We start from the raw sequence: 504 nt of genomic DNA on the forward strand, positions 1-504 counted from the left end.
CTGTTCTCGGAAACATCTATCCACCAGCCTGAGCCGCTGCCCGACCATGAAAAGTTAGCGGTATAAGCTGAATTGGAACAAGAGGGTGTCGATACGCTTAGGTTGGAAGGCCCACCCGAACCTGCAGGACTACCATAAACCTCTATCTCCGGGATGCGTGCATATTGATCTATAAAATTAGCTTCATGCACATAGAAGCGTACATACCTGGCCCTTTGCTGACTGGCAGGAGGGTCATGATGAGTAGTATGGTGCTGGTCTGTATTGGTATAAGTGGCCACGGTGGTCCAGTTATTACCATCAAGGCTAAGCTGCACGCTATACCTTCTGGTGTTAAAATAGTATGGCTCACCGCCTGTGGCAGCATGAAGTATCTTTACTCTGGTAACGTTGTACTCTTGCTGAAGGTCAATCCGAATCCAGTGTGGGGCGTATGCGCTGCTGCTGGTTGTCCACTTGGTTCCTGTATTGCCATCTACGGCTTTGCTGCCGTCATAGGCGCTG

At 50.0% G+C, this 504-nt stretch carries 1 protein-coding gene; it reads right to left on the reverse strand.

Going from position 1 to position 504, the window contains the following annotated elements; all coding sequences use genetic code 11:
* A partial coding sequence (locus C900_RS27750; RefSeq protein WP_040497728.1) for a discoidin domain-containing protein occupies nt 1-504 on the reverse strand: 504 nt, incomplete at both ends.

The sequence above is a fragment of the Fulvivirga imtechensis AK7 genome (assembly GCF_000331535.1).
Lineage (GTDB): Bacteria > Bacteroidota > Bacteroidia > Cytophagales > Cyclobacteriaceae > Fulvivirga > Fulvivirga imtechensis.